The sequence below is a fragment of the Oceanobacillus sp. FSL H7-0719 genome (assembly GCF_045040795.1).
Classification (GTDB): domain Bacteria; phylum Bacillota; class Bacilli; order Bacillales; family Amphibacillaceae; genus Oceanobacillus.
Window position 1 is genome coordinate 852,117 of sequence record NZ_CP150301.1, and the last position, 19,927, is coordinate 872,043.

37 protein-coding genes are annotated in these 19,927 nt (G+C 34.8%); all 37 read left to right on the plus strand.

Annotated elements, in window-relative coordinates:
• Positions 1 to 11 precede the first annotated feature (11 nt).
• The 37 genes from NST93_RS04615 to NST93_RS04795 all read left to right on the plus strand — a co-directional run bounded on the left by NST93_RS04615 (position 12) and on the right by NST93_RS04795 (position 19,897).
• Complete coding sequence (locus tag NST93_RS04615; protein ID WP_405101658.1) at positions 12 to 1,187, plus strand: AAA family ATPase; 1,176 nt, start codon at positions 12 to 14, stop codon at positions 1,185 to 1,187.
• 81 nt (positions 1,188 to 1,268) lie between these two features.
• Positions 1,269 to 1,871, plus strand: coding sequence for a 3D domain-containing protein (locus tag NST93_RS04620; protein WP_405101660.1), 603 nt, complete (start codon positions 1,269 to 1,271; stop codon positions 1,869 to 1,871).
• A gap of 6 nt (positions 1,872 to 1,877) precedes the next feature.
• Positions 1,878 to 2,192 (plus strand): hypothetical protein, encoded by a 315-nt coding sequence (locus NST93_RS04625; protein ID WP_405101662.1) that lies wholly within the window; start codon positions 1,878 to 1,880, stop codon positions 2,190 to 2,192.
• Positions 2,170 to 2,397 carry a hypothetical protein gene (locus NST93_RS04630; RefSeq protein ID WP_405101664.1) on the plus strand — a complete coding sequence of 76 codons (228 nt, stop codon included), beginning with the start codon at positions 2,170 to 2,172 and terminating at the stop codon, positions 2,395 to 2,397. The genes NST93_RS04625 and NST93_RS04630 overlap by 23 nt, the downstream gene beginning before the upstream one ends.
• Complete coding sequence (locus NST93_RS04635; protein WP_405101666.1) at positions 2,394 to 2,567, plus strand: hypothetical protein; 174 nt, start codon at positions 2,394 to 2,396, stop codon at positions 2,565 to 2,567. The genes NST93_RS04630 and NST93_RS04635 overlap by 4 nt, the downstream gene beginning before the upstream one ends.
• Before the next feature lie 25 nt (positions 2,568 to 2,592).
• Positions 2,593 to 3,237: a DNA cytosine methyltransferase gene (locus tag NST93_RS04640; RefSeq protein WP_405101668.1), complete on the plus strand. Its 645-nt coding sequence runs from the start codon at positions 2,593 to 2,595 to the stop codon at positions 3,235 to 3,237.
• 5 nt (positions 3,238 to 3,242) lie between these two features.
• The gene (locus NST93_RS04645) at positions 3,243 to 3,431 is read left to right on the plus strand and encodes a hypothetical protein (RefSeq protein ID WP_405101670.1); all 189 of its coding nucleotides are present in this window, start codon (positions 3,243 to 3,245) and stop codon (positions 3,429 to 3,431) included.
• A gap of 183 nt (positions 3,432 to 3,614) precedes the next feature.
• On the plus strand, positions 3,615 to 3,767 hold the full coding sequence (locus NST93_RS04650; protein WP_405101672.1) for a hypothetical protein: 153 nt from the start codon (positions 3,615 to 3,617) through the stop codon (positions 3,765 to 3,767).
• A complete protein-coding gene (locus NST93_RS04655; protein ID WP_405101674.1) occupies positions 3,764 to 3,934 on the plus strand; it encodes a hypothetical protein in 171 nt (56 codons plus the stop codon). Before NST93_RS04650 ends, NST93_RS04655 begins: the two co-directional genes overlap by 4 nt.
• A complete protein-coding gene (locus NST93_RS04660; protein WP_405101676.1) occupies positions 3,918 to 4,073 on the plus strand; it encodes a hypothetical protein in 156 nt (51 codons plus the stop codon). The genes NST93_RS04655 and NST93_RS04660 overlap by 17 nt, the downstream gene beginning before the upstream one ends.
• Before the next feature lie 24 nt (positions 4,074 to 4,097).
• Positions 4,098 to 4,991 (plus strand): DNA cytosine methyltransferase, encoded by an 894-nt coding sequence (locus NST93_RS04665; protein WP_405101678.1) that lies wholly within the window; start codon positions 4,098 to 4,100, stop codon positions 4,989 to 4,991.
• A gap of 295 nt (positions 4,992 to 5,286) precedes the next feature.
• A complete protein-coding gene (locus NST93_RS04670; RefSeq protein ID WP_405101680.1) occupies positions 5,287 to 5,721 on the plus strand; it encodes a hypothetical protein in 435 nt (144 codons plus the stop codon).
• A 31-nt stretch (positions 5,722 to 5,752) separates the two neighbouring features.
• The gene (locus NST93_RS04675) at positions 5,753 to 6,376 is read left to right on the plus strand and encodes an HNH endonuclease (protein WP_405101682.1); all 624 of its coding nucleotides are present in this window, start codon (positions 5,753 to 5,755) and stop codon (positions 6,374 to 6,376) included.
• A 34-nt stretch (positions 6,377 to 6,410) separates the two neighbouring features.
• Entirely contained in the window at positions 6,411 to 6,986 is a 576-nt protein-coding gene (locus NST93_RS04680) for a hypothetical protein (protein ID WP_405101684.1), read from the plus strand.
• Between the two features lie 27 nt (positions 6,987 to 7,013).
• Positions 7,014 to 7,277, plus strand: coding sequence for a hypothetical protein (locus tag NST93_RS04685; protein WP_405101686.1), 264 nt, complete (start codon positions 7,014 to 7,016; stop codon positions 7,275 to 7,277).
• 53 nt (positions 7,278 to 7,330) lie between these two features.
• Positions 7,331 to 8,164 (plus strand): DNA-methyltransferase, encoded by an 834-nt coding sequence (locus NST93_RS04690; protein WP_405101688.1) that lies wholly within the window; start codon positions 7,331 to 7,333, stop codon positions 8,162 to 8,164.
• A gap of 67 nt (positions 8,165 to 8,231) precedes the next feature.
• Complete coding sequence (locus NST93_RS04695) at positions 8,232 to 8,453, plus strand: hypothetical protein (protein ID WP_405101690.1); 222 nt, start codon at positions 8,232 to 8,234, stop codon at positions 8,451 to 8,453.
• 43 nt (positions 8,454 to 8,496) lie between these two features.
• A complete protein-coding gene (locus NST93_RS04700) occupies positions 8,497 to 8,739 on the plus strand; it encodes a hypothetical protein (protein ID WP_405101692.1) in 243 nt (80 codons plus the stop codon).
• Between the two features lie 39 nt (positions 8,740 to 8,778).
• Positions 8,779 to 9,018: a hypothetical protein gene (locus NST93_RS04705; RefSeq protein WP_405101693.1), complete on the plus strand. Its 240-nt coding sequence runs from the start codon at positions 8,779 to 8,781 to the stop codon at positions 9,016 to 9,018.
• A gap of 13 nt (positions 9,019 to 9,031) precedes the next feature.
• The gene (locus NST93_RS04710; protein ID WP_405101695.1) at positions 9,032 to 9,394 is read left to right on the plus strand and encodes a hypothetical protein; all 363 of its coding nucleotides are present in this window, start codon (positions 9,032 to 9,034) and stop codon (positions 9,392 to 9,394) included.
• Between the two features lie 24 nt (positions 9,395 to 9,418).
• Positions 9,419 to 9,580 carry a hypothetical protein gene (locus tag NST93_RS04715; RefSeq protein WP_405101697.1) on the plus strand — a complete coding sequence of 54 codons (162 nt, stop codon included), beginning with the start codon at positions 9,419 to 9,421 and terminating at the stop codon, positions 9,578 to 9,580.
• Between the two features lie 39 nt (positions 9,581 to 9,619).
• Positions 9,620 to 9,865, plus strand: a complete 246-nt coding sequence (locus NST93_RS04720) for a hypothetical protein (protein ID WP_405101699.1) — start codon at positions 9,620 to 9,622, stop codon at positions 9,863 to 9,865.
• A 36-nt stretch (positions 9,866 to 9,901) separates the two neighbouring features.
• The gene (locus tag NST93_RS04725; protein WP_405101701.1) at positions 9,902 to 10,483 is read left to right on the plus strand and encodes a hypothetical protein; all 582 of its coding nucleotides are present in this window, start codon (positions 9,902 to 9,904) and stop codon (positions 10,481 to 10,483) included.
• Positions 10,484 to 10,506: 23 nt separating this feature from the next.
• Entirely contained in the window at positions 10,507 to 10,848 is a 342-nt protein-coding gene (locus NST93_RS04730; RefSeq protein ID WP_405101703.1) for a hypothetical protein, read from the plus strand.
• A 36-nt stretch (positions 10,849 to 10,884) separates the two neighbouring features.
• Positions 10,885 to 11,235 (plus strand): hypothetical protein, encoded by a 351-nt coding sequence (locus NST93_RS04735; RefSeq protein WP_405101705.1) that lies wholly within the window; start codon positions 10,885 to 10,887, stop codon positions 11,233 to 11,235.
• 24 nt (positions 11,236 to 11,259) lie between these two features.
• On the plus strand, positions 11,260 to 11,517 hold the full coding sequence (locus tag NST93_RS04740; protein ID WP_405101707.1) for a hypothetical protein: 258 nt from the start codon (positions 11,260 to 11,262) through the stop codon (positions 11,515 to 11,517).
• 49 nt (positions 11,518 to 11,566) lie between these two features.
• Complete coding sequence (locus NST93_RS04745; RefSeq protein WP_405101709.1) at positions 11,567 to 12,160, plus strand: hypothetical protein; 594 nt, start codon at positions 11,567 to 11,569, stop codon at positions 12,158 to 12,160.
• Between the two features lie 68 nt (positions 12,161 to 12,228).
• Complete coding sequence (locus NST93_RS04750; RefSeq protein ID WP_405101711.1) at positions 12,229 to 13,659, plus strand: replication protein; 1,431 nt, start codon at positions 12,229 to 12,231, stop codon at positions 13,657 to 13,659.
• Between the two features lie 22 nt (positions 13,660 to 13,681).
• A complete protein-coding gene (locus tag NST93_RS04755; RefSeq protein ID WP_405101713.1) occupies positions 13,682 to 14,746 on the plus strand; it encodes a DNA primase in 1,065 nt (354 codons plus the stop codon).
• A gap of 36 nt (positions 14,747 to 14,782) precedes the next feature.
• Positions 14,783 to 14,956, plus strand: coding sequence for a hypothetical protein (locus NST93_RS04760; protein WP_405101715.1), 174 nt, complete (start codon positions 14,783 to 14,785; stop codon positions 14,954 to 14,956).
• Positions 14,929 to 15,288 carry a hypothetical protein gene (locus tag NST93_RS04765; RefSeq protein WP_405101717.1) on the plus strand — a complete coding sequence of 120 codons (360 nt, stop codon included), beginning with the start codon at positions 14,929 to 14,931 and terminating at the stop codon, positions 15,286 to 15,288. The genes NST93_RS04760 and NST93_RS04765 overlap by 28 nt, the downstream gene beginning before the upstream one ends.
• Position 15,289: 1 nt before the next feature.
• Positions 15,290 to 15,715 carry a hypothetical protein gene (locus NST93_RS04770; RefSeq protein ID WP_405101719.1) on the plus strand — a complete coding sequence of 142 codons (426 nt, stop codon included), beginning with the start codon at positions 15,290 to 15,292 and terminating at the stop codon, positions 15,713 to 15,715.
• A 13-nt stretch (positions 15,716 to 15,728) separates the two neighbouring features.
• Positions 15,729 to 16,019, plus strand: a complete 291-nt coding sequence (locus tag NST93_RS04775) for a PQ-loop domain-containing transporter (protein WP_405101721.1) — start codon at positions 15,729 to 15,731, stop codon at positions 16,017 to 16,019.
• Positions 16,016 to 16,498, plus strand: a complete 483-nt coding sequence (locus NST93_RS04780; protein ID WP_405101723.1) for a nucleoside 2-deoxyribosyltransferase — start codon at positions 16,016 to 16,018, stop codon at positions 16,496 to 16,498. The genes NST93_RS04775 and NST93_RS04780 overlap by 4 nt, the downstream gene beginning before the upstream one ends.
• On the plus strand, positions 16,491 to 16,973 hold the full coding sequence (locus tag NST93_RS04785; protein WP_405101725.1) for a hypothetical protein: 483 nt from the start codon (positions 16,491 to 16,493) through the stop codon (positions 16,971 to 16,973). Before NST93_RS04780 ends, NST93_RS04785 begins: the two co-directional genes overlap by 8 nt.
• 53 nt (positions 16,974 to 17,026) lie before the next feature.
• On the plus strand, positions 17,027 to 18,607 hold the full coding sequence (locus NST93_RS04790) for a DHH family phosphoesterase (RefSeq protein ID WP_405101727.1): 1,581 nt from the start codon (positions 17,027 to 17,029) through the stop codon (positions 18,605 to 18,607).
• Positions 18,608 to 18,631: 24 nt separating this feature from the next.
• Entirely contained in the window at positions 18,632 to 19,897 is a 1,266-nt protein-coding gene (locus NST93_RS04795) for a ribonucleotide-diphosphate reductase subunit beta (protein ID WP_405103754.1), read from the plus strand.
• Positions 19,898 to 19,927 lie beyond the last annotated feature (30 nt).

The following is a 19,927-nucleotide window of genomic DNA, read 5'->3' on the forward strand; positions in this document are numbered from 1 at the left end:
TTGATTAATTAATGTCATTCAGAAAACGAGTAAAGAAAAACGTACCTCAAGTTGCATTACATTCAATTATGAGTCTGGTAGTCGGAACCTATAAAACTGGTAAGACACGCTTATGGAAAGAAGTTACAGAACTACACTATAAAGACCCAGAAGAGGCTATGTTGCTTGCTTTTGAAGCTGGGTACGAGACTTGGGAACTTGATAATTTTATCCCTGTTCACGAAGGCTACACAATTGAAGAAAAGCCGAATAAGACTGGTGAACTTTGGGAAGTGTGGGACTATTTTAGAAATGTAGTTGTTAAAGGTCTGGTAGATGAAGCAAAAGAGGAGCGTATTGTTAAACTATTAGGTATTGATACAGCAGATAGGGCTATCGATGCCGCAACAGCATTTGTACTACATCAGCAAGGTAAAAAATACGGCAAAACATTTGCCTCTCCGCAGGAGATATCAGAAAGTACAGATGTAAATGGTTGGGTGTTAATTTATGAAGAATTGAAACGTCAAGTAGATGCTTTGCGTGACGCTGGTTACGGAATTATGACATTGGCTTGGACAAAAGAAAAAGAGACTACTCTTTATGATGGTAAGAAATATAATTCAATTGAATTGATGATGAGCAATACAGGAAAGAAAGTGTTTGAATCTCAGGCTAGTTTAATTTGCTGTTTACATAATGAAGTAAACATCTTAGATAGAGAAGGAAATGAGTTGGATGATAATGTTACTGATAAAAAGGGTCGCAAAATTGCTTCTAATTTCCATGAAACAAAGACGGTTATGTATTTCCGTCCATCAGAATACGTCTCGATTGCTGGAGGTCGTTACACCGACCTTCCTGAGAAGGTTGACTACAGTGCCGAAAACTTCATGGAAGTATTTGAGAATGCAGTAAAGGGTCAACTGAAGAAAACTAAAACTGATGTAGCAAAACTTGACAAACAACAAGAAGAAAAGCGTGATCAGAAGATTAAAGAGATTGCCAAAGAGGAAGAAGCTGCAAAGTCGTTCAATGAACTAGCTGCAGAAGTCGATTCAGAAGTAATGCGTCTAAGGAAAGCCAAGAAAGCTAGTCAAATCGGTAAACCTTTCACAGAACTGTTTGGTAATCCAAATAACTACAAAGAGTCAACCGATGTAGAGGCTTTAACTAAAGCTCTAGAGATCGCTAAGGCAATCCAATAAATAAAATTTGAGGTGTAATTTATCGGAAGCAAGCTAAAGAAACATACATTAAAAGAGTCGTTTTATAGCATTTCTCTAATAATGGTTGCGTTAGTTTGTTTCGCAATTGCAAGGGGAGATGGTGAAGAAAAGCTATCTTCCCCTTTGCTAAATGAGTTAGTTGAAATGAATAAAAATGAGATATTTAAAAGTAATTATCCGTCAGTGGAAAATTACTATGCTGTCAGAGACAAGTTAGATAAATTGATCGCAGACAAGATTAGAAAAGAAGGATTAGCGAAGTCTGAAAAGGTAAAGGAAGAAAAGCGCAGATTAGCAGCTAAGAGGAAGGCTGAAGAAAAGAAATTAGTCCAGTTAGCTAAGGTTGAGGAGAAGAGAAATTGGCAAACGTTTGAGATTACTCAATATACCTCAGGTTACGAGAGTACCCAGAAGAGAAAAGGCGAAGCTGGATACGGAATAACAGCTAGCGGAGAATATGTACAAGAAGGATTGACTATCGCATGTTCGCCAGATATTCCATTTGGGACAAAGATTTATATTGAAATATTAGACCACACTTATACATGTTTTGATAGAGGGAGTTTAATAACTTCAGGAAAAATAGACGTATATGTGAATGATCTAAGCAAGGCTATCCGATTCGGCAGGCAAAAATCTAGAGGATATATAGTAAAGGAGTGATGTAAATTGGGAAGATTTGAACAGATTGGGAAAGAGTTTGGAAAATTGGTTGATGAAAAACAGGCGGCATACGGTGACTCAATCACAAAAACTAGCAAGCTCCTAAGGGTGTTTATGGAGGACTATGACAATAGAGATGGAACCTATACTATTCCAGATATACTAATTGACCATATCGCACTACAGGTTAGAGTGATGGATAAACAGAATCGAATTTTTAGTAATCCTAAAGGCGATCTTATGAGCGAGAAACCGTATTCTGACATTATTGGATATGGAATGTTAGGAAATGAATTGATTGACTATGAATCAAATAATTAAAAACGTAGAAAGGGTTATTGAGAAATACGGCAAACATGCTAATACAGATAATAAATTAGTGTTGCTTTATTTAAGAGAATACGGGGAAGTGCGTTGGGATAATAAAATCGTCTCAACGCGGGACTTTCTCAATATAGATATGAAGATAATACAAGAAATAATAGATGCGAAGTATTTATTGGAGTTAATGGAGGATAGCAAATGATCGAGTTCTATTTAAATGAATTTAAAGATGCTGGAATATCGATTCAGATAACTCAAGACATTGGCAGTTTAGCTACGGTACATGCATTTGATGAACACGGTGAACTTCACAAGACAGAATCAGAAATATTAACCATAGCGTTAGAGAAAATGAAGAGGAAGTTGATTTAGATAAAATAGAGGGAAGGTTATATAGATGGCTAGAAAATTAAAAGTGCTGGAATTATTTGCTGGAACAAGAAGTATTGGTAAAGAATTTGAAAAGAGGGGTCATGAGGTTTTTAGCATAGAGTGGGATGAGCAGCATGAAAATATCGATTGGTATGCTGACATTTCGAAGATAACAGCTCAAGATATTATAGAACGATTTGGCAAGCCCGATGTGATATGGGCTAGTCCAGACTGTACAACGTATAGTGTAGCAGGTATCTCGCATCATAGAAGAAAAGATGAAGATGGAAATCTTAGACCGATTAGCGATTATGCTAAGTTTAGTGACAAAACGAATTCACACTTAATTGAGCTAATTAATGAATTAAACCCTACATATTATTTTATCGAAAATCCTAGAGGCGGCATGAGAAAAATGTGGTTCATGCAAGGATTGCCGCGCTATACGGTCACATATTGCCAGTATGGAGACACAAGAATGAAACCCACAGACATCATGACAAATCATCCAGATCCTAAATTCAAACCTATATGTAAAAATGGAGCACCTTGTCATGTAGCTGCGCCACGAGGAAGTAGGACTGGAACGCAAGGTATTAAAGGGACGGTTGACCGTTCAAAGATTCCCGAGGAGTTGTGTGCTCATATTGCTAAAATAAGTGAGGAGTGAGCCATATGAGTAAAAGGTATGATTTAATTGATATGCAGACGGATGAAATTATAGTTGAGGGTATGACTCTAGATGAACTAAGAGTGTTCGCTAATGACATATTTTGGAGTGAAGACATCGATTTTAGTGATTCAAGTATTGAAGATGTGCTAGATATTTTGGCTATATCTGAATATGTAACTGAGGAGAATTAGCTAAAATCGTCAGCTAATAAAAGTAGGCGAAGCGGAGATTTTAAGGGAGCCAATTAAATACAACAGCATTATAGCGAAATTTCCAAAGTAAAGGCATAGGGATATTTTAATGAACGATGAATGTTGCGAAAGATATTTTAGAACAGCGTATAAACGAAATTAAATTACAAGGAGGAATTATTGATGAGTAAATTAGAGAATTTGGTAAACGAATTTTATAAAACTGAAGGGTTGTCTTTGAGTGAGCAAGTCAGAATGACTATGGATTTAGATAAGAAAGAGGCTACAGAAGAAATGGTTAGTCTATTTAAATATTTAGAAGAGAAAATTGGATGATGCTAACCCTAGATGAAATTATTGAAGAATATATGATCAGGCAGCCTTCTACCACCATAACAAATCACATCGTTCAACGTTGTGTAGGTATGAATTATTCAGATATGGATGAGTGGCTGCAAGATTTCTTGAAGGGAGAGGCACATCACAATGACCAAATTGGCTAAAATTATGAATGACTACTTCGCAACAGAAGGGTACGAAGTAGATGAAATAATTGTAGATGCAGAAATGGCTTTGGATAGCGAAGAGTTATCAAGAGAGTTGATTAAGTTTATTTACCATTTAGATGAAGTGATTAAATAGAATTATAATACAGGAGTGGATTAATTGAACGTTTTATCATTGTTTGATGGAATTAGTGTAGGACAAGTAGCTTTAAAAAGAGTTGGAATTAAGTATGATAGTTACTATGCAAGTGAAATAAATGAAGATTCAATCACTGTAACTAAGCACAATCATCCAAATACAGTACATATAGGAGACGTAACTAATATCGATGAATATTTCATTAACAACCTCCCGAAAATAGACTTATTAATCGGAGGATCACCCTGCCAAGGGTTGTCACGCTCCAAGAATGGAAGATTAAACTTGAGTGACCCACGTAGTAAGCTATTTTTTAACTATGTAGACATATTGGGTTGGCTCAGAAAAAGAAATCCTGACATCAAGTTTATGTTAGAAAATGTAAAACCTAATAAAGAAACGGTTGAATTAATGAATGAAGCAATTGGATGTGAGCCTATCGAAATCAACAGCGAGCTATTCTCTGCGCAACGTAGAGTGAGGTTGTATTGGACGAATATTGAAGTCCCTGAACTTCCAAGGGAGAACAATTTAACCATTAAAGATATTGAGTTTCCTCACGAGCATGATGTTAAAGTTGTAAAAGATGAACATGTGGATACTATAAGGCTAGGGAAGAATTGCATGAGTTATGATACAAGTGGAAAAGGTTGGTATTCTCAAGCAAACAGAGCTTACTACAGAGACGGAAAGATGTGTACAATACCAAAATCACGAACGAAGAGTAAGTGTAACATCTACTTAGGAGGAAGGGAGTTCAGAAGACCTCATCCGATTGAAATAGAAAGGTTGCAGACATTGCCGGACAATTATACATCAGTCATTAAATCAGACGATAGTCGCATGGGGATGGTCGGAGACGGATGGACTGCCGATGTGATTGCGCATATTTTTAAAGGGTTAAAGACTACATAAAATAAAAGTTTTATATGAATTACGCGGAAGGAAAGATCCACCAGAATCGAGGTGTCAAGATTAAGAATGTGGGAATCAAAATGCTGTATATGTGGAGAAACGACTGAATCTCCTTACTGTGTCATTAAACACTTAGACGATGGAGTCTCTCGCATCTACGAAGGACACAAGAGGTATTTGGGAATTATTGAAACCAAGTTGCGTCAAGGAATAGATTTAGAATTTACAGAGTACGATAGGACGAAAATATGAGAGTGATTAAATCATATCTTTTAATTAGAAAGATGGTGAGAGCATGAGGTATTTTTCGGGTAAATCTCTAGGTGAAAACTATGTAACACTCAGTCCTAGACATCGAAAATTTGATTTACTGTTCAAATTTGATAGCCACAAAGAAGCAGAGAGATATTACAGGTTATTTGATTACGAAAACCGAAAAATGATTCTGCAAAGAATTAAGATTTTCTTCTGTAGACATAAGGATAATTATGAGTTAGATATTGAATCGAAATTATACCACTATATACACTGTCCAAATTGTAATAGGGCTATTTACATTAACGATGAATCAGAAGAAGAGAGAGAAATTAGAATGAAAGAAGCGCGAAAGCTATTCCACAAATCTGAAATTGATGAGCTAAAAAGGTCTGTTGATAGAAAAAGCGATGAGCTTGTGCGACTGAGAGCTAAATTCAAAGAAGAGTATGGAGAAGACTACGATAAAATATAACTTTTAATTAGAAATTGGAAAGGGGATTTAGTTGGAGAAAAAGATGTGTAACAAGTGTGGTAAAGAAAAAGACTTGTCTGATTTTTATTCTCAAGACAAAAAGAAAAGTGATGGTACTGGATACATATATTATCGACCTGACTGCAAAGAATGTACTAAGAAGAATGCCTCGAAATGGCGTTATGAGAATCCAGATGCATATGAAAAAAGTTCCAAGAAATGGTTTCAAAGTGAAAAGGGTCTTGAGTCTAACAGAAGAAGGCAGCAGAGACGTAGAGATAACGGTGGATGGTATGAGTGGCTAAAGAAAAACAAACACAGATACGACTACTCTCATAAAAAGCATGAGATATCTGATAAAGAATGGGAGTTATGCAAGCAGTACTTTGATTACTCATGCGCTTACTGTGGTTTATCCGAGAAAGAACATCAAGACATATATGGTCAACAATTACATAAAGAGCATGTAGATCATGAAGGCTCGAATAGGTTGGATAACTGTGTTCCGTCATGCAAGACATGTAATAGTAGTAAGTACACGTTTGATTTTGAATATTGGTATAGAGAACGATCTGGTGGATTTTCAGAAGAAAGATATCGGAAAATAATAAATTGGCTTAATAATGATTATGAAGAAATTGCAGATTTTGAATAAACCACAGATTTTATAGAGAAAAGGAGATATAGTAATGGCAGAATTTTTTAAGCACCTACAAAACTTAATGCTTAATAGAGAAAAAGAACATCTGGCAACACTGATCCCTTATTATGAAACTCTTTGGCAACATAAAGATAAACTTAAAGACATGATTGAAGAGATAGATAGTTATCCAGAGATTGATATCCAATATACATATGATGAAGAAGAGTATTACACCGATGGCACAATTCAAATCTTTCTCTATAAAAAGAAAGGTGATTGGTTATCTCAACCCAACTTTCACTATGAAATAGAGTTACAACACGATGATCGAATGTGGGGATATTGTGAATGTTCTTCGGATGATGAGGGTTACGTAGATGGGAAAGGGTGTTGTGGAGCTGGATGCGATTGGACTGCACCAAGCTTCAATATAACAAGAGTTAATCAAGTTGCATACGCCTCATTTGATGGCTTAGAAAGAGATGTTTGGAAACTAGAAGAGAAGTGGAAAGAAGATTTAACTGAACACAACGAAAGACTTAAGAAAGAACAGTTGCAAAGATTAGAAGAGCAACTAGAGCGTACAAAGCAAGAGATAGAGTCAATTAAAAACTCTAAATAAAATTACGGTTTTATGAGGAGTGATTTAATGAAAGTAAGTGAAATGATTAAAAAATTACAAGACATTGAAAGAGAGCATGGTGACTTAGAGATCTATGAACATACCGACTGGGCAACCATCACTAGATTCGAAAGCGTCTATCGTCCAGAGGTTGCAAAGATTTATTATCAAAACTGGGAAGATGCGTCACATATGAGAAATGAATTAAGCGATGGACGTTTGGATGTAGCTGATGCAGATTTATACGATGTGGATTTATCTAAACCAATAGTAAAAGGTGTAATCATATAAAATTTTCGTTTTATTTAAATAAATAAATATTATTATAATTTAGGAGAGATAGATTGATTGAGTTGAATAAAATTTACAATGAGGACTGCCTTAAAGGATTAAAAAAACTTCCTGACGAAAGTATTGATGTAGTTTTTACTAGCCCTCCGTATGCAGATAGAAGAAAAAACTCATATGAAGGCTGTCATCACACTGTTTATAACGAATGGTTTGTTGAGATAGCAAAGGAGATTAAAAGAATTTTAAAGCCTACTGGGTCATTTTTCCTTAATCTCAAGCCACATTGCGAAAAAGGTGAAAGATTACTCTACGTGTACGAATTAGTAATCAAACTAAGAAATAAGGTGGGTTTCAAATTCGTTGATGAGTTTTCGTGGACTAAAAATGGAGTACCTGGCCGTTTTGTTGGAAGATTTAAAAATGCTTTTGAACCAGTGTTTCATTTTAAAGTTGGTGATAAGGTGACTTTTAACCCATACGAAGTCGCTGAGCCAATGAAAGAGGAAAGTATCGCAAGAGCAAATAGAAAAGCAAGCGGTGAAAGTGAAAACGGCAGTGGCTTTGCTGGCATGAGGAGAAATGAAACAATGCAGAATAAAAAACTAGCCTTGCCATCGAATCATATACACATTCCACAAAAATCCAATCAGTTTGCATTGCAATCTAAACATCCTGCTGTCTTTCCTGTTGAGTTGCCTGAATTTTTTATTAAAGCGTTTAGCAATGAAAACGATGTGGTGCTAGACCCGTTTATAGGCAGTGGAACAACTGCTATTGCTGCGATTAATACGAATAGAAATTACATAGGTTTTGAATTAGAGGAAGAGTATTATGACTTAGCTAATGAAAGAATCAAGAATCATACTACATATGGTAGATTACAATAGTATGACATACTACATATTGATTGAATTTAAGATAAAATCCCCATTTTACTTAGAAAGGATGGTACGAATGAAATTTGTAAGTGAAGGTGGTCTAAATAAAACATATCGCCACATATTTTCATTAATCTTATCAATGATTATACTTATTGTTGACACAGTTACAATGGAAAGTAGTATTGAAACATTTAATGATATGGTGACAACTGTAATGGCATTCTTTATCGCAGGATTAATATATTATGGAATGGTAAGAGTGATTGTAGAAATTCTCAACTTTGTAGGCAAATAAGTTTTATATAAAAGAAGAATTTTAATGAGAAAGGAGCAAAACATTGAAAGTATATCTTGTTGAGAGGGATAATGGCGAAATGTATGAGGACTATCAAACTTATATTACTAGTGCACATTTGACATATAGGAACGCTTCGCAACAACTAATAGATGACGGTTATGAGCCATATCCTACTACGAACTATGAGGGTGATACAGTTTTATATTTTTGCTGGCAAGAAAGTGATGAGTATATGGCAGAGAGTAGTCATGCAGAAATAATTGAAATAGAAGTAACTAACTAAATAAAACTCTGATTATATTCAGATAAGGAGTGTTGGATAATGAAAATTAATAAGAATACCAAACTAGGTGAAATTGTTGAGAGGCTTAATAGCGAGAAGAAAAACAAAGAATTCGATGATTTGTATAACGAATATAGAGATACGTTGGAAGATTTTAGCGGAGGATTGGCGACAACCAACAAAAGTGATTTTTTGAAAATGTATACTTTCTTTGTCGCTGTCTCCGAACCTCATAACAGGAAATACTGGGAAGCATATTTAGGGAAAGAACTTAAATAAAACAGCGACTTTAATGAAAGGGCTGATTAAAATTAGTTTAAACGCAATTCATGTAAGTACAATGATATATGGTAAAACAAAGGATCAGGCGATTGAACATATGAATTCTTTAGTTGAAAGTTCTGGTGAGCAAATAATAAAAGGTTCAAATGACTCTATAGTTACTGATAAGGCTAGATATAAAGCAGAAATTCTAGGCGAACACTGTAGAGGATATCGATATATGAAGATGTATATTGCCAAGGATTTACTGTTTGTTAAAGATTATAGTGACTTATTTGAAATGTCATTAGTAAAACTGGTTAGTCCTAGCTATTACAATACAGAGATGCAAGATGATGATTATAATTGGCTAGAGCATGTGTTTATTTACTGAATAAAAGAGGGGTTTTATCCAGAAATGAGTGATTTAGTGAAAAAGACTGAAGTTAAGGTGAAGCCAAAGGATTCTGAGTATATTTACGGATATGACTTCGGAAACGGCGATTCGACAACGTTTATACAGGGTTATAAAGAGAAGGACGGAAAGATTGTTATTACAGATATCAAGCAGTATAAATAACTGAATAAAACGGCAATTGTATTGAAAGAGGTGCAAAAAATGGAGAATGAAATTATTGAGATGTTTGAGAAAAATAATTTTGGCGAGACGAGTGGTCATGGAAGGAAATTAAGAATCCGAGACTTTGATGAGAGTGGTTTTAGGATTGAAGGTGGTGTTATGGGAGCTAAATACAATAAGGATGAAGGGTTGATTGTATGGGGACTAGGCAGAAGAAATGCTATGCCTAAAATCAAAGTGAGTGATTTGAATAAAATCGAACAATGGCTAAAATCTAATCATTAGAATCCTACGAACATAATAATATACAGAGGTGATACATTGACTTGCATAGTTGGACTAGTAGAAAACGGTGTTACATATATAGGCGGAGATTCATTAGGTTCAAATGGATATTCTAAAACGGTAAGAAAAGATGCGAAGGTCTTTAAATTAAAGGATACAAACAATGCAATTGTAGGATATACGTCATCATTCAGAATGGGACAATTGTTAATGTATGCTTCAAACTTAATTGATAAACGAGATGAACCTAATATTGATCATGAATACCTAGTAACTAAATTTGTCCCTAATGTTATCAAGTTGTTTGAAGACGGAGGATACAGTAAAAATAATAGCGGTGAGAAGTCAGGTGGTTCATTTCTATTAGGCTATAAAGGTAACTTGTATAAAATTGAGAGTGATTTTCAAGTTGGGGAATCTATAGATAGCTACGATGCATGTGGGAGTGGCGAGGAATTTGCTCTCGGTTCACTAAAAACCACAGAAGGATTAGGTTTCTCACCAGAGGAGAGAGTTAGATTGGCATTGCAAGCAGCATCAAAATTTAGTACATCAGTAGCTCCGCCGCATCGAATTGTCAATACGGATAACGACTTAATTACAGAGTATCATTACTAAATAAAAAAGGGGGTAAATAATAGATGTATATTAATTATAGGTTAAGTCCTAAAGATAATAGAGAAACATGGATCACCCTATTAGACATCATGAAGAGTGAAAATACTCTAACATTCAGTTGTGAAGATGGAGCACAACATACATGGAGAGGTAATGTAATAATTGAGAGAGATGACGTATTTAAGTTGAATGGGGAAGAGTATAAGGTTAGAGAAGTTGTCTATGACCCTGATAGAATTGATGACATGTATTGGATGGAGCCAGTAATCCATCGCGACAGTGGGCACATGGTTTCAGGTGGAGAAAACAAGATATTACACTATAACGACATTATAAAATTGGAATATCTAGTAACGAACTTTTAATTAAAAGCCATGTTTTAATGAAATGGAGTGGTGGTAATGAAAGAGCTTCTGGAGCTACATAATGGAGATTTTGTGCTATGGTCAGAAGAAAGATATGGATTTAAATATTATTGTGTAGGAATTGAAGGTTATATAGGATATAAGAGACTAGATCAGTTTATAGGCTTATACAGATTATTCTTAGTTGAGCTGCATAATTATTTGATTGAAAATAACTATCCTAAGACAGAGAAAACTACATGGATTTATCAAAAACGTGCAATAAAGGTAGACTGTGTGAATGACTTTTACTGTATATTTCTAGACGGATACGAGTCCACACAAATTTGGGACACCTGTTACTATCTTGAAGATGTGATTGATCAGCTAAGAGAAATTGAAATCTAATTTAAAACAACCGGAGGACAACATATGATTAACGAATCATTAATAAATGATTTATTGGATAAGGTAGATGAAACAACAGAGCTAATCAACAAGCATGAAGTTGAGGAATTAGAAGATATTAAGCATGGCATTTATGATGCGCTGCTATCAACAATCGGAGTAGAAGACGGTTTTGAGGAACGCGAGGGGTATTATGAATTGCTGTTTGCGTATGAAGTAAAACTTATTGATCGGGAAGAATTAATAAACAAAATTAAATTGCATTTATCTATTGACAAATGATATAAACACAATTATAATACATATATAGTTAAATTAAGGTGGTGATGAGGTGGCAAGACGATTTGTGTGTCAATACTGTAGAGAGAAAGATATTGATGAACAAATGGTAGTTGTAAAAGTAGGGAAAGTTAACAAGAGATATCATAAAGATGACTGTTATGGAAAGTACTTGAGGGATCAGAAATTTAAGAAAAAAGAAAAAGAAGAGCTGGACAGCTTAGTTGAAGCAATTAAGAAGATACATGGTATTGAAGTCATACCGAATCAATTCTTTAGTTACTTACAGGATTTGCGCAATGGGAATGAATTATTTGGGAATATTGGACAGAAGAAAAGTAAGAGTGGATATGAATATTACATAATTGAACAGGCGTATTTGGAGAATGAGGACAGTATTAATTGGGCTAGGAACAATAGAGATTTTAAGGGCAATAGCTTTAACTTCTTAAAGTATACTTTTGCAATTATAAAGAATAAAATTGCAGGAGTGAATGAAGCTACAAAGCAGAAAGAATATCAGGAGAAGCTTACAAAAGAGCAAGAGCTGAATCAGGATTACGATTATGGATTAAGTGGAGTTTACGAACATTCGCAAACACAGAAAGGCGATAGTGACGAGTTTGATATTAGTAAATTTTTATGAGGTGATTAATTATACTTAAGGAATTTATAAACCCATCAGTTAAACATGAGCAACTGCTTGTCGGATTTATGTGGAATAACCCGCAATTATACAGACAATTTAAGAATCATAATATCACAAATGATTCATTTACAAGTGAGATGTGGTATCACTATTTTAAACTTGGTGAAGCAATGGTTTCGAATGGTGTTAGAACTTTTGACGAAGAGACAGTTACATCATTCTTAGACTCAAGAAAAGAAGTGAATAAAAACTCTGTAAACAAATATGTAGAGTATGGTGGTTACGACACTGTAGGATTTGTAAGAGAACTTTGCAGCAATGAGAAGCAGAATGAAGCTTATCATTTGAGTGAAATGCAGAAATACGAAGCGTTGCGTAAGTTCTACACTAATGGATTGATTAATGACAAGGATAAAAAGCTAGTCGAGATACTCTGCAGCATGACGTTAAAGCAGATGCAATCTTATTTCAATCACAAAGTTAAAGATGCTTTTCAGAATGTAAATCACGGTCAAGTAGAAGTGACTGACTTAATTGATGACGATATATATGACACAATTGATGATATGGACAAGGGAACTGCAATGGGGATTCCTTTCGTTGATTCTCCTAGATTAAACAAAGTTACAAAGGGATGGCAAAAAGGCAATCTTAGTATGGTAGTTATGCCGTCAGGCGTAGGTAAAAGTACTTTCGTTAGATCTATTTTCATCATGACATTGATTAATCAAAATGAAAAAGGGATTGTATTTGTAAACGAAGAAGGTCGGAAGCAATGGCAAATATCAGTGTTAGGCGTAGTGGCGAATACGATACTAAACAAGAAGTTGAATAGGGATAAGATTTTTGAGGGAAATTACGATGAGTATACTAAGGCTACTCTTAAAAAAGCAGCCGACTGGTTAATAGCCAATAAGCCAGATATGTTGAAATTAATAGTTTTGAAGAAGTTTAGATTTGAGGATGTAATCAATTATGCTGAATATTATAAGGCGTTGGGTGCAAATTACATGATTCTAGACACCTTTAAGCAAGACGGCTCCCATACAGATATGGCTAGGTGGGAAGCGCTCAGTAATAATGCGCAGGAACTATACGATACCGTAAAAGAAGAGAATTTGAATATGGGCTGTATAGCTACATTACAACTTAAGATTGGTAAAGTATTTAGATTTCTCGATCATGAATCGGTTGGTAAGAGTAAAGAGGTGGTAGAGGTTGCTGGCGTAACAATGTTAGGAAGGTTGCTGTTCGGAGACGAGTATCATGGCAAAAAGAATGACATTAAGCCATTTAATTTTGTTAAGAAGAATGGTAAGTGGGAGAAGGAATCTTATATTTTAGACGAAAACAAGGAGTACATAATATTTTACTTTGGTAAATCACGTTATGGATCAACACAACATCAAATTATCTATTGCGTTGATTATGCTTATAATACATTAACAGAAGTAGCATGGGCACATCATAGACCAGAAGCACCTAAAGGATTTTAGCCAGAAATGAGGGAGGTAGTAGTTGAGTGACCTATATAGTCTAAAAGAAGAGATATATAATTGTGGATTGGTCGTCCCGTTATTAGAGTCAATGGGGTGTTCAATTAATCAAAGTACCTCAAGTAGTGAAAGAATTGAAGCGTCTAGACCGGGCGGTAATAATAATCGTAGCGTTCAGGTGTATTTGAACGAGTATCTATCCAGTAGAGTAAGAAGTAAATCACACGTGCCAGTTCAAGATATTATAGACTTAGTAAGCTACATAAGATTTGAACAAGAGACAGCAGAAGAATTGAGAAAATGTATTCCAAAGTCAAAGAAATACATAATTGAAACATTGAACCTAACTCAGTTCGACTCAAATCATAAGAATGAAATACAAAATGATCCGAATGCATGGCTAAAAGAAATACAAAAAAGACGCAAGCAACGTATTGATTTGGATGAAATCGAGCTTAATCCAATATTACCCGAAACTGTAATGAATGAGTTTATAAATGTTCCTCATATAGGATGGCTAAATGACGGCATTGCATACGAGATTCAGGAAGAGTTTGAAATAGGTTTTGATCTGCAATCCGAACGTATTATTTTCCCAGTCAGGAATCGCAATGGAGAAATAGTTGGGATAAAGGGAAGGTCTACAAGGTTGGAAGATGAAAAACAATTTAAATATCTGCCAATCTATGCCTTTCAGAAGAGCCGAGAACTGTTCAATTTACATAGAGCGTTACCCTACATATTAGAACGTAATGAGATAATCTTGTGGGAAAGTGAGAAGAGTTGTTTTAAAAGTTATCAAGCAGGAGTTAAGCATACGGTATCTCAGATGGGTTCTGATATTTCTAAGATACAAGCCGAGATTATCAAACGTATCAATCCTGAAGTTAAGGTTATTTTGGGATATGACAGTGATAAGACTGTTCAAGAGATAAGACAAATGGCTAAGGTGTTTGGAGACTATGAGCATGTGTATGCAATTGTTGATACAAAAGGATTGTTAGGAGAGAAAATGTCACCTGCAGATTCAGAAGAAGTTATATTGAATGAATTGTTAACTAACCATTGCTATAAAGTGTTCCCATGATATAAACAGCATTAACTTACAAGAGGAGGAAAGTAAATGAGTGTAGAAGCAGATAATTACAAAGTTTTAGTTGCTAATGGGTATGCAGTCGAGGATCACTTAGCTTCAGGAAAAGGTTTGCAGTTATACAGTCCGAAACATCTCTATATCGGGAAATTTAACAGCCACGAGGAGCTTGCCTTATGGGTACGAGAAAACATTACAAAGTAGGCGAGAAGGTAACTGTTGCCGGATATAAAGGTAGAGTGTTTGAGGTGGTGGAGTTTAATCATAGCTTATCATACACCTTGGGTCAATTTAAGGATGTTGAATCTTATACAGTAAAAGATATTAGAAGTAAAGAGATATTAACTGCATTTCCAGAAGATATGAAGGATTATCGTGATGAAAAGGAATTTAAGGAGAAGATTGATAGTTGTCTTGATACTTACAATGATAGACTAACTCTCTTCCACCTTTTTGGAGACGAAAAGTATAAAGAAGAAGCCGATGAATTGCTAGTTTTAATGAAAGAGTATATGGACGAAATGAAAGGAGAGTAATATGAGCAAAACGTTAATTATAGATATTCCTAACTACATAGAGAAATATGATACACCATTTGCGATTGTTCAAGAGAAAGTCTTTGAGCACGTAAATAAAAGAGATGATGGGTATTTAAAAGATTACATCATTCTATATAACGCTGACAATCCAACTAATAAATATGTAAAAGAATTGATTGATGATTGGGATTTATATCATGTTAAATATCGCAGCGACAACACTAGCCCGAGCAACAAAGAAAAAGTAGCCAATCTTAAGAAGATGGTTAAGGATGGACGTAAGGGAGAAGCTTTAATTTTCTTTGAATTTGATAAGAAGGAATCAGACATGAGTAATAAGATTTTGTTAGATTTGGTTTATTATGAGCCAAGAATATATTTGTCTGTATGCAGATTAGATTATGGGAAATTTAGATTATTATAAAGGAGATTGATGGATGGAGAACTTTTTATTAAATCATATTGCAACATTGGCAACATTCTTCCTAGTTGTTGCGTACATACCGCAGGTTATTCACACATTCAAGACGAAAGACGTAACAGGAATTAGTCAAAGCTTTTGGATTTTAATTAGCATTGCGCTTGGATGCTTGCTGATTAACGCCACTTATCTACTAATCACAACAGGAGTTTACGGGTATTTTATCACAGAATTATTTAATTTTTCGCTTTCTACAGCGATGTTAATTATGACATTGAAATATAAAAAGAAAGGGGAAAGTAAATGAAAAAGGTATATCTCGCACATAGCATCTCAACTAAGGGTGAATTTGAAGATAGTAAAAGAGTAGCAGAACGAATTAGAGAGCTTGGATATAACGTTTATGCAGCTGCTGAGAATAATTCTATAAACGATAAATCTAATCAGCCAACACCTATTGATATCTATAACGGGGACGTAGATGAGATTATCAATTCAGATATTTTCGTTGTCAATATAAGCGGAGGATTGCAGGACGGAACTATCTCGGAAGTAGGCTTGGTTGCTGGGTGGAATGAAGGTGCACATGCAGATGCTTTTAAGATGACTTCAAGAGTCAAACCGATTATTGCTTATACATCAAATGCTAGACTGGCGCAACCTCAATTCTACAAAGGCATTCCGTCAGCAGGAGCCAATCATCTAGTATTAGGAATGATAGATAAATGGGGAAACTTTGTTGATACTGAAGAGAATATGATTGAGGAATTGAAGAAGCGTGTCTAGAATAGATAGCTATGACGCATTGATATATGTGCTAGAAAATACAAAGTGGAAAACAATGAAAATCGAAAAGGAGAATGTAGAAATGAAAAGAACACCATCTAAACAGCAGTACGAAGAAGCATTGGAAGTCATTAAAAAGTATGAGGATCGTCAGTCAGATTTAGCTAGGCTGAACAAAGAATTAGGGCATTTACTAGGCAACAACTTTAATCAAATAAAATTTGAGGTCAACAAAAGCAAGAAGGAGATTACTTTCACTGGAGTAACTAAAGAAGGTAAATTAAAATTAGGTAAATCTACAGCGCGCTCCGGTGATAAATTCGAAGAAGTGATTGGTAAGTTAATCGCGGTGAAGGCGGTTCTAGGGATGGATATTAAAGATGTAGAAAAGTATATTGAAAGCGACAATCTTGACACAGGTTGGGGAGTTATTACAGCAGGTTCTATCAATAATATTACATTGTCTCATATTTAACAAACTATATAAACGGAATTAACTTACATATATAAGATTGTTTAAGGAGGTGGTTGCTTATCAAATGGATTTCGAAGTCTAGCGAAAAATATGAAGGTGACGTTAAGGATTACATTTCAAAAGTTCGTAATATTAACGACATGGATGAGTATTTAAACCCCTCATCAAAGAATGTTTTATCCCCATTCAAGATTAGAAACATTCAAATAGCTGTAGAGAGAATTATAAAGGCAGTGAGTAACAAAGAAAAAATCGTAGTTGTTCCAGATATTGATCCTGATGGATGTATGGCTACTGTGATAATGGTTCAATGTTTACAGAAGCTAGATGCAGATGTTTCATACATCTATCATCAAAGGTCGGAAGGTCATGGAATTGAACATGATGATGTTCCAGATGATACAGAATTGCTAATTATACTTGATAGTAGCTCTTCATCAGTTGAGAGATGTCGAGAGTTATCAGAAACAATGGATATTATTATTATTGACCACCACAACATTGAGAAAGAGAACGATGCTGCTATATTAGTTAACATCAATCATCCAGAGTGTCCTTATGAAAACAAGAATTTATCGGCTACAGGAGTCGTATGGAAGGTAGTTGAAGTTCTCGATTACCATTATAAGAAATTTAATATTAATCATTTCCTAGATTTAGTTTCAGTAACCTTACTTTCAGATAGTATGAGAGTCGATAATCTTGAAAATCGATGGATATTAAAAGAGGGTATGAAAAACATTCATAATGTTGGCTTGCTCGCGCTAATTAAAGCTTCTAAAATAAATAGAGTAAACTCACAGGAGCTAAACTACAGCGTGATTCCAGTGTTGAATACAGCTACAAGAAATGATGAAATTCAGAAGGTATTCAGTTTATTGTTTGAAAAGGATTATTTCAAGGCAAAGGCTAAAGCAGACTGGATGATAAAAGAAAATAAAGCTAGAAAAGAACGTATCAAAGTATTATTTGAAGAATATAAGGAGCTTGCTAGTGTTGATAAATTCATCCTTGTAGCAACGCCAACAGCTACGAAAAACTATAATGGGTTGGTTGCTCAAAAACTAAGCTCTGAATATATGCGTCCAGCATTGGTATTAAAAGATATGGGCAATACTTACGAAGGTAGTGGCAGGTCTTACAATGGATTTGATTTGCAAGGCTTCCTAAAAGAATGCCCATATGTTAAATATGCTGCCGGACATACTGAGGCTTTAGGGGTAGGAATTGATAAGAAGGATTGGAAAAAATTCAAACAGTACGTCAATGAAAATATCGATGAATCTTTATTTGAACCAGTAATTGAATACGACATTGAGCTAAATGAAGATGAGCTAGATTGGGATTTAGTAAATAATATTCTAGAAATTGACGAAGTTTGGGGTCAAGGGAGTCCTCCAATCACAGTTAGGCTAAACGATGTATTCGTAGAAGATAAAGAATTATTCCCACCTACTAGGCAAGAGCATGTGAGAATTAAAGCTGATATGTTTGACGCATTAAAATTCAATGATAAAGATTATGCTGAAGAAATCCAAGCTTGGGATCAAATCTCAATGATTGGCAGCATCGGTATAAATGAGTTTAATAAGAATAAACGTATTCAATTGTTTATTGAAGATTATAAGAAATAGAAGCATGAAAGGAGACTTGCATTGATGCAATTCAAGACAATTATTAAAAGAGATGGATCTACTGAAGAATTTATGGAAAGTAAGATAAATGATGCCATCGCTAAATCTGGGGAAGAAACTGGAGAATTTGGCAGAAAGGAAGCAGAAATCTTAACTAGTGAAGTCTTAGAAGCCATAAAATCCAATCACGAACAACAAAATTTATCCGTTGAGAAAGTTCAAGATTACGTAGAGGAAGTATTACTGCATTCTTCTTTTAAGCAAACAGCAAAAGCATATATTATCTATCGCGAACAAAGGAACCAGCTTCGCAAACCTGATATTTTTAAACAGCGATTAAATTTAAAGCCCTACGAGTATCCTCAAGTTATTGAGTATCAACATGCAATCCAGCACTCTTATTGGCTTCATACAGAGTTTAATTATACATCAGATATTCAAGATTTTAAAGTGAATGTGTCAGAGTCAGAGAGAAATACAATTAAAAATGCAATGCTAGCTATTGCACAGGTTGAAGTAGCCGTGAAGAACTTTTGGGGGAACTTACATAATCGCATACCTAAGCCAGAAATTGGAGCTGTAGGAGCAACATTTAGCGGAAATGAAGTTATTCACCATGACGCTTATTCTCATCTTTTAGAAATATTGGGATTAAATAGTGAATTTGAACGTATTCAGGAAATACCTGCCTTAGCTAAACGTGTAAATCATTTGACACAAGCGACCAAATACGCCAAGACAGAGAGTGATAGAGACTTCACAATTTCACTGATTTTATTCTCTTTATTTATTGAACATGTATCACTTTTTTCCCAGTTTTTAATTATCATGTCTTTCAACAAGCATAGAAACATTTTCAAAGGTATTTCAAACGTAATTGAAGCAACATCTAAAGAGGAACAAATTCATGGATTGTTCGGAATTGAGTTAGTAAATATCATCAGGGAAGAAAATCCAGAGTGGTTTGACAAAGATATGGAGAACAAGATTTATGAAGCTTGCCAAAATTCCTTTGTATCTGAAATGGAGGTTATTGATTGGATTTATGAAGACGGAGATTTAGATTTTCTTCCAAAGGGTGTAGTAAAGGAGTTTATTAAAGATCGCCTAAACAACTCTTTAAGAGATGTGGGATTCAAGCATATCTTTGAGGTTGATGAAAATCTAGTAGAGAAAACTGACTGGTTTAATGATGAAATTATAGCAACTAAGCATGTCGACTTCTTTGTTAAAAGAAGTGTTAATTATACAAAACGAGCAAAAAGTTTTGATGCTAATGACTTGTTTTAATTGAATCAACAATAAGAATAAAGATACATG

Coding starts and splice junctions, on each gene's coding strand:
- NST93_RS04615 (WP_405101658.1), top strand. CDS start 12: ATGTCATTCAGAAAACGAGTAAAGAAAAACGTACCTCAAGTTGCATTA.
- NST93_RS04620 (WP_405101660.1), top strand. CDS start 1,269: ATGGTTGCGTTAGTTTGTTTCGCAATTGCAAGGGGAGATGGTGAAGAA.
- NST93_RS04635 (WP_405101666.1), top strand. CDS start 2,394: ATGATCGAGTTCTATTTAAATGAATTTAAAGATGCTGGAATATCGATT.
- NST93_RS04640 (WP_405101668.1), top strand. CDS start 2,593: ATGGCTAGAAAATTAAAAGTGCTGGAATTATTTGCTGGAACAAGAAGT.
- NST93_RS04645 (WP_405101670.1), top strand. CDS start 3,243: ATGAGTAAAAGGTATGATTTAATTGATATGCAGACGGATGAAATTATA.
- NST93_RS04650 (WP_405101672.1), top strand. CDS start 3,615: ATGAGTAAATTAGAGAATTTGGTAAACGAATTTTATAAAACTGAAGGG.
- NST93_RS04655 (WP_405101674.1), top strand. CDS start 3,764: ATGATGCTAACCCTAGATGAAATTATTGAAGAATATATGATCAGGCAG.
- NST93_RS04660 (WP_405101676.1), top strand. CDS start 3,918: ATGACCAAATTGGCTAAAATTATGAATGACTACTTCGCAACAGAAGGG.
- NST93_RS04670 (WP_405101680.1), top strand. CDS start 5,287: ATGAGGTATTTTTCGGGTAAATCTCTAGGTGAAAACTATGTAACACTC.
- NST93_RS04680 (WP_405101684.1), top strand. CDS start 6,411: ATGGCAGAATTTTTTAAGCACCTACAAAACTTAATGCTTAATAGAGAA.
- NST93_RS04685 (WP_405101686.1), top strand. CDS start 7,014: ATGAAAGTAAGTGAAATGATTAAAAAATTACAAGACATTGAAAGAGAG.
- NST93_RS04695 (WP_405101690.1), top strand. CDS start 8,232: ATGAAATTTGTAAGTGAAGGTGGTCTAAATAAAACATATCGCCACATA.
- NST93_RS04705 (WP_405101693.1), top strand. CDS start 8,779: ATGAAAATTAATAAGAATACCAAACTAGGTGAAATTGTTGAGAGGCTT.
- NST93_RS04710 (WP_405101695.1), top strand. CDS start 9,032: ATGAAAGGGCTGATTAAAATTAGTTTAAACGCAATTCATGTAAGTACA.
- NST93_RS04715 (WP_405101697.1), top strand. CDS start 9,419: ATGAGTGATTTAGTGAAAAAGACTGAAGTTAAGGTGAAGCCAAAGGAT.
- NST93_RS04720 (WP_405101699.1), top strand. CDS start 9,620: ATGGAGAATGAAATTATTGAGATGTTTGAGAAAAATAATTTTGGCGAG.
- NST93_RS04730 (WP_405101703.1), top strand. CDS start 10,507: ATGTATATTAATTATAGGTTAAGTCCTAAAGATAATAGAGAAACATGG.
- NST93_RS04735 (WP_405101705.1), top strand. CDS start 10,885: ATGAAAGAGCTTCTGGAGCTACATAATGGAGATTTTGTGCTATGGTCA.
- NST93_RS04740 (WP_405101707.1), top strand. CDS start 11,260: ATGATTAACGAATCATTAATAAATGATTTATTGGATAAGGTAGATGAA.
- NST93_RS04750 (WP_405101711.1), top strand. CDS start 12,229: ATGTGGAATAACCCGCAATTATACAGACAATTTAAGAATCATAATATC.
- NST93_RS04760 (WP_405101715.1), top strand. CDS start 14,783: ATGAGTGTAGAAGCAGATAATTACAAAGTTTTAGTTGCTAATGGGTAT.
- NST93_RS04765 (WP_405101717.1), top strand. CDS start 14,929: ATGGGTACGAGAAAACATTACAAAGTAGGCGAGAAGGTAACTGTTGCC.
- NST93_RS04770 (WP_405101719.1), top strand. CDS start 15,290: ATGAGCAAAACGTTAATTATAGATATTCCTAACTACATAGAGAAATAT.
- NST93_RS04775 (WP_405101721.1), top strand. CDS start 15,729: ATGGAGAACTTTTTATTAAATCATATTGCAACATTGGCAACATTCTTC.
- NST93_RS04780 (WP_405101723.1), top strand. CDS start 16,016: ATGAAAAAGGTATATCTCGCACATAGCATCTCAACTAAGGGTGAATTT.
- NST93_RS04795 (WP_405103754.1), top strand. CDS start 18,632: ATGCAATTCAAGACAATTATTAAAAGAGATGGATCTACTGAAGAATTT.